6 protein-coding genes and 1 pseudogene are annotated in these 5732 nt (G+C 56.1%); 4 read left to right on the forward strand and 3 right to left on the reverse strand.

The window, feature by feature from the left end:
* The first annotated feature begins 2610 nt into the window (after window positions 1-2610).
* Window positions 2611-2751 (forward strand): hypothetical protein, encoded by a 141-nt coding sequence (locus IVB41_RS31335; protein ID WP_247438278.1) that lies wholly within the window; start codon window positions 2611-2613, stop codon window positions 2749-2751.
* 41 nt (window positions 2752-2792) lie between these two features.
* Here the strand turns inward: IVB41_RS31335 and IVB41_RS31340 are convergent, their stop codons facing one another.
* Window positions 2793-3194, reverse strand: coding sequence for a hypothetical protein (locus IVB41_RS31340; RefSeq protein ID WP_247438280.1), 402 nt, complete (start codon window positions 3192-3194; stop codon window positions 2793-2795).
* Between the two features lie 289 nt (window positions 3195-3483).
* On the opposite strand from IVB41_RS31340, the gene IVB41_RS35710 reads away from it, so the two are divergent.
* From IVB41_RS35710 to IVB41_RS31350, 3 genes are all read left to right on the forward strand, one after another.
* A complete protein-coding gene (locus IVB41_RS35710; RefSeq protein ID WP_256464268.1) occupies window positions 3484-3612 on the forward strand; it encodes a hypothetical protein in 129 nt (42 codons plus the stop codon).
* Between the two features lie 13 nt (window positions 3613-3625).
* Complete coding sequence (locus tag IVB41_RS31345) at window positions 3626-3871, forward strand: hypothetical protein (RefSeq protein ID WP_247438282.1); 246 nt, start codon at window positions 3626-3628, stop codon at window positions 3869-3871.
* A 363-nt stretch (window positions 3872-4234) separates the two neighbouring features.
* Window positions 4235-4405, forward strand: a complete 171-nt coding sequence (locus IVB41_RS31350; RefSeq protein ID WP_247438284.1) for a hypothetical protein — start codon at window positions 4235-4237, stop codon at window positions 4403-4405.
* 625 nt (window positions 4406-5030) lie between these two features.
* Here the strand turns inward: IVB41_RS31350 and IVB41_RS31355 are convergent.
* Both IVB41_RS31355 and IVB41_RS31360 read right to left on the reverse strand, forming a co-directional pair.
* Window positions 5031-5234: a cold-shock protein gene (locus IVB41_RS31355; RefSeq protein WP_247438286.1), complete on the reverse strand. Its 204-nt coding sequence runs from the start codon at window positions 5232-5234 to the stop codon at window positions 5031-5033.
* Between the two features lie 98 nt (window positions 5235-5332).
* Window positions 5333-5732: pseudogene (locus IVB41_RS31360) on the reverse strand (hypothetical protein); the annotation flags it as partial.

The following is a 5732-nucleotide window of genomic DNA, read 5'->3' on the forward strand; positions in this document are numbered from 1 at the left end:
GCATATGGTCAAGCTTAGACAAAAGCCGATCTCCAATCAGAGATCGATCATGCCTCGCTCGACGCCTTCAATGGAAGGTGGGACCGAAACAGCGCTTACCAGCAGGTCGAGGCCGACATCAGTAATGGTCGATACCACTTCCTAGGTGAAGCGGCCAAACAGCGAGCCGAGGAAATCCGCAGGGAGATTGATCGCCAGGATGATCTCTTTGCGCCGCCAATCAACTGGCCACGCCAGTCGGAGTAGTCAATTCCGTCAGAGACCGTTTGCGGACCCCAAGTCCAAAATCAAGTTCGCGGGTTCAGCTTTTTTTCGACCTAAAAGCAACCAAATGAGCCACCCGGCGGCTTTCGACAGAGAGAGGCGATCTCATGCGGCTACCCGTTATTTCAAAGCCTGCGCGACTGTCGGAAGAAGAAATTCGTAAAACTATGGACGAGCTTCGGAACTTGCGCCTTGAGGTCGCGGCGACCGAACTTGAGACTGAACTCCGACGCTCTAACGTGCGAGTGTTACGCCCGAAGGGGATCGCGCCTCCGCCTCGAAGCTCCGGCCGGATCGATCTTGCAAAGTTACTTCGCTTCAAAGGGTGATGTCTTGTGGAGCGCTAATTTTAGTACCTCGAGATCCTTTACCTTTTGAGTCGCTGCTTCCTTTTGCTGTTGAGTACTAAGGATCACTTCAAGTGTGCGAAACTGGGAAATCTCATCATCGATCTTTCCGCATTGTTTGCACATGGCTAAACTCCAATGACGAGAGGAACAGGGTATTCTCGATTTGCGAACAGAGGACCGAAACGTGCAGTGAAAGTCTGCGCCCAAATCGGGAGAGAAGCCAGTTTTGCATCTTTTCGCTGCGTCGCCGGATCATCTCAGCCGCTGACCGCAGCTTTCGCGTACAAACGCTTCACTGAGATCGTGTCTGGAACAGGGTGTATCCGGCGCGCCACTGCTCAGAACTCGATCTCGCGAGTGTTGGCGCCGAACCGGATCGGTCTCACCTCCGAGGCTACTGGATACCGCGAGTTTCTGCCGAGAATTGGATGATGCGCTCCGGCGGAGTAGTTTCAGAGAGCTCAACCACCCACTTCCGTCTGGCCGCGCTACGCTCCTGATGCGATCGGATTTTTTTGGCGCGGGACATGCTTGCCTCCGCAAAGCGCAGAATTGCGCTGCATAAGACCGGAGATTGCAAGCTCTGCTCAGATGTACATCAATTCGGCTCAGGCGGGTAGAGAAGCTGCCTACGGCTTCTTTCTAGCGTTTGTTATTGGATGGGATCCAATGGCGTGACCAGGATACGACGGCCCTCCTCGTCGTACAAAGCAACGCACATCCCTCTTCGCTTTATGACTGGGATTGTTCCGGCCAGATCTTCAGCGACGTTGCGCGCAAAGCAACCGATTTGATCGTCATCAAGACGGACGACGTAACTCTTCAAAGAGTAGGAATGAAGGTCGGTGACCTTGAACGAAAGCTTCCGCACGCCTCATGCAGGTTGGTAACCTCCTCGGTTACGGCCCAGAGCAGCAGGAGCTGCTCAAATTGATAGATTCTTTGATCTGGTCGAGCGCGCGTCGCGATTTCTACCCGCAAACCATGTGACGCAATCCACACGAGCTGGAAGTCACTATCTTCAGCTAGGACATTGAAGCTGGATGGAGTGCAGACCTGGCGCTGTTTCGGAACGCATTGCTTTTTGCTGAATTGCAAGACCCGACGAGTAGGCGAATTGTCCGACCATCGTGCCCAATTTGCAATTACAACAGGTTCGAAAATTCAGCAGCCAAGCAGGTTAATTGCGGCGCAACCTAACGCGACGAACTCTTTAGCTTGCGGCGCGCATGCGCTCAACGTTGCTTTCGCAGAAAGCGCACGCGGTCTCTCGTGGCGTCGTTTCTGGTTTCGCAATTACGTCGCGTGCGGGTTGACGACTGTATAGCCTCTCAACGAGCGCGCATGAATCCTGGTCGCGTGGCCGCCGGAGTTGGCGTCATACGCCATCCATGTATCGCCTTCGACGTGCTGCTCCAGAACAAAGACATGACCGCTGCGCGCGGCGACCATTCCTGGCGCTGGTGCGGTGCGCGGGAAGCGTAGCCAGTTAGACGCTAAGTTCAATTCCGGGACGATACGGCCAAATACTCGCAAGGCAGCACCGCAGCCACAGAAAGAAGAAGGGCAACCTGCGGGACGGCCGCCAACGACGCGACCTCCTGATATACTCGTCACCATGGCATTATTGCCAGCATCGCCCACCATCAGCTGCGCTGAGCGAAATGCCCGTAAGGACCCCCGCGGAGCGCGCTCACGGAACGCCCGTGAATTGGAAAAGTCGCAAGGCATCGTGACATTACATTCGCGCGGATGAAGAGAAAGGAGCGGACGAGCTTCACTCGCAAAACAACCAAATCCAACGAAAATGAACGCGAAAATTACTCTTCGAAACATGCAGGAACCTCCTATTGAGATCCTGCCCCGGCGGTAGGTATTAACTCAAATTTGGCCGAATTATGGACCCCGAGCCTGATGGCCGAGCTGTTTAAGGCAGGGATGGCTGCTGTCTCAACTTCGACAGCAGCGACTTCAACAGTTTCGGCTCAGGAAGCTGATGGCGAATGTCATCACGCTTCGAAAGAAAGTCACTGAAGCTGAGGCAAAGGCCACATCACGAAAAGAGCAGCTCACTGGGCTGAAAGAATCGGAAAATCGCGGCGGCTTTAACAGGCGCTCTGCGCCGGATGTCTCTTGAACGGCGAGCGCTGGCCAAGTCGGCCGCTCATCGAGAGACATTTAGCGGAGCGACAACCGACTATCCGTCGTACCGGTAGCTTGAGAAGGCTCCGCTTTCGTCCTTGAGACGGAGCATCCGCGGCAGATGACCAACTTGGCCACGAGCCGCTTGTCGCGATCGGCGTCTATCTTTTTCTGAGCAGCAAACCACTCTGCGGACTTTGGCTCGAGGCTGGCGAGCAGAGCGTCCTCTTCCGCAGTTTGATCCTTCGTCGGCGTGCTGGCTGCAACATGATCCCTGCGCTGGCGCACCTCCGGCAGGTTCGGATCTCGGCCAGCTCCGTCCCATGCGATCGGACCGGCCGGCACCAGACCCGAGGCACATGCGGATAGCACCGAGCCTATTGCCACCAAGCAGAAGATGCGACTGATCACTTTGGTTGCTTGCGCGGAGATCGCCATCAAATCCATCCCTTGAAAAAGACCCGGTATTATCGAGCCGCGAAATATAAGATCGTGGCTCTTGAGGGTGCTTTAAGGCAGCGGCGGGGCGACGTCGTGGCCTAGATTTGGTCTTCCGTAGTGCCCGCATGCCCGTTTTTCTAAGGCGCAAATGAAGCGCCTGTTGGCTCCGAGCAAAGCAGCATATGGGGCAGAACCTTAGTACAGGCCGCGTTTGCTGCGCTACGCGGTCGAAAAGGGCGGCTCGAGGCCGGGAGAGGATGCCTAGGCGCCGGGCGAGGAGTGGCAAATGTCGGTCGCCCTGGCCATGCGCGCGCTCGTCGACGTCGCGCTGGCGCCATGGGTCGATGAAGTCATTCCGCAGGGCCGCGAAGTATCCCAGAAACAATCCGTATTTAGCGTCGTTGCCAACCAATGAGGTGATGGCGATCATGTTAAACATGCTTCTGGATGCGATTTACGGGGGCGTCATTTCAGCCTCGATTCCCGGCATGAAAGCCCAGGGAGCAAGCAACGCACGTTCGAACACCGCCGCCACGAGCGCAGTTTGGTTACCGGAATTGATCGAAGCGCTGGAAAACGTCGCTGCGCTTCCCGCGCCCCATCAATCCGCAATCGACGCCTGCCATGCTCGGTTGCGGCTCCCAAGCGCACCAACTCAGACGACACTGCATTGATTGCTGCCAGCGACCCGGCAGACTACTGCTCCCAGCTAGCGAGAACCGCCAGTGTTTGTTCGGCGCGCTCCTCTTCGTGTCGTAGACCGTTATCGCAAGTCCAAAGCAACTAGGCGTCCTTTGATCTGTCCCCTATCGCGCTGCCAAATCGCCTTAGGCCCTCATCCCCGCCCTAAGGCATCCCAACGACGGCCTCCGCGTTGCCCCGCAGGGGCCGATCCGTTTGTGGCGCATGGTGTTTGCGGTGGAAGAAGTCCGCCAACAGGCGATACGAGCCTATAAGTACAATAAAGCCCGGATTTAATTTAAATGGAACCAATTTAATCAAGGCTGTTTATTTGGGGATCAAGTGGAGTTTGGCTCATGCACGACGAAGAACTGGCTCTTCAAGCCGTCAGCGATGCGCAGTGTATTTTGGAAGAATACCTAAAGCCGCAACCGCGCAGTAACGAGCGCGCTCTTCTTGACCAATTGGTGGAAGTTCTCGAGCGGCCAAACCTTATTGTGGCGGTCGGGCGGATGCATCACCGTTAGCCTCTCGAGCTAATTTCAACCATTCCCCGCGAGCGCGAGCAAGCTTCTTCATCTGCACGGTTACGTGCATTAGCGGCGCGACTGCGGCATTCTTCTGCAAACATCGCGTACTTTTCGGTCTCGACGGCCATGGTATCAATACGCACGCCCCCACGAATGGTTTCGGGGCTAAACGTCGCCTTGTGGGCATTGAACCTTGAGTTAGTCCGATCAGACTAATCTTCGCCGGGGTTTTGCATTATCCCCCCGGGGCTGGAAGCCGCCGCCCGCAATGTATTTTGAGCGGGCGGCGTTTTTGCATCCAGCGAGGCCCAGCATCGGGGCTGGCGGACAACTGGAGCCTTCAGACGCATGACCATTATGCCCCTACTCAGGCCGACGTCGTCATCATCACGGATGATTTTTCTCAATCGCACGGACAAATACTATTGGATTTCGGTGCAAGATGCGGCTTTCGATGCGTTTCATCGACACGGTATTTGACAACCAAGGCTCACAGACGAACAGCATAAGCCAGTAGCCGTCTGACCAATTGGCTTCCAGCCCCAATGCTGCCGGCTGCCGATCCAATTGCGATTAGAGCGCCGGGAGTGCTAGGCCCGTCAGCGTGAACCGGCTCGGTGGGTCACCCGACTCTCAGATTTTCAGCCGACGTTTTGCCTTTGTTGCTCGTTTCTTCGTAGCTCACCTTAGCACCCTCGTTGAGGCTGCTCAGGCCGGCCCTCTCTACGGCCGAGATATGGACAAATACGTCCTTGCCGCCATTGTCAGGCTGAATAAACCCATACCCTTTTGTCGCGTTAAACCACTTCACAATACCAGTCGCCACGTCCGCCTCCCGTTTAAGTAATGACGCCAACCTAGATCGAGCACGCAGGGCACGGCAGGAAAAACCCGCCAGCGTCAACCGGCGGGCCTTCGCCGTGCCTAGTAAGCAGACTCACCCAAGCCCATCGTCAAGGCAACCGTGACTTTTTCGATCAGGAAGTAGTGCCAGCTCCTGGTGATATTTCGGGTGCACTGCTTCCCAATTCTCTGGGCCAGGCTGTGCCCGTCCTTGTCATGTGTGAGAGCATAGTTGAGGAGCGAGCAGCCCTTGCCGCGTGGTCGGACGAGTTCGGCGCAGAGGTCGTCAACCTTGCTCGGCATTCGCTGAAGCAAGGTCTCAGCCGACGCAGTCGGTAAGGCCGGTGCCTGAAGCTGAAGGATTTTCCTTTCGCTCGGCTGTTCGGCAGCGCTGAACCCATTGACCTGGCGCCAATCAAGACCCCTAATTGCCTCGGGCAATTTCGAGGTGTCGAATGCGTACGCTGTGCGGCCGGTCCGC

Source organism: Bradyrhizobium sp. 44 (assembly GCF_023073095.1).
In the GTDB taxonomy this organism is placed as follows: domain Bacteria; phylum Pseudomonadota; class Alphaproteobacteria; order Rhizobiales; family Xanthobacteraceae; genus Bradyrhizobium.

What these genes read in the sequence shown, in the direction of transcription:
- IVB41_RS35710 (WP_256464268.1), top strand. Translation starts at nt 3,484, where the DNA reads ATGTCGGTCGCCCTGGCCATGCGCGCGCTCGTCGACGTCGCGCTGGCG.
- IVB41_RS31340 (WP_247438280.1), bottom strand. Translation starts at nt 3,194, where the DNA reads ATGGCGATCTCCGCGCAAGCAACCAAAGTGATCAGTCGCATCTTCTGC.
- IVB41_RS31345 (WP_247438282.1), top strand. Translation starts at nt 3,626, where the DNA reads ATGTTAAACATGCTTCTGGATGCGATTTACGGGGGCGTCATTTCAGCC.
- IVB41_RS31350 (WP_247438284.1), top strand. Translation starts at nt 4,235, where the DNA reads ATGCACGACGAAGAACTGGCTCTTCAAGCCGTCAGCGATGCGCAGTGT.
- IVB41_RS31335 (WP_247438278.1), top strand. Translation starts at nt 2,611, where the DNA reads ATGGCGAATGTCATCACGCTTCGAAAGAAAGTCACTGAAGCTGAGGCA.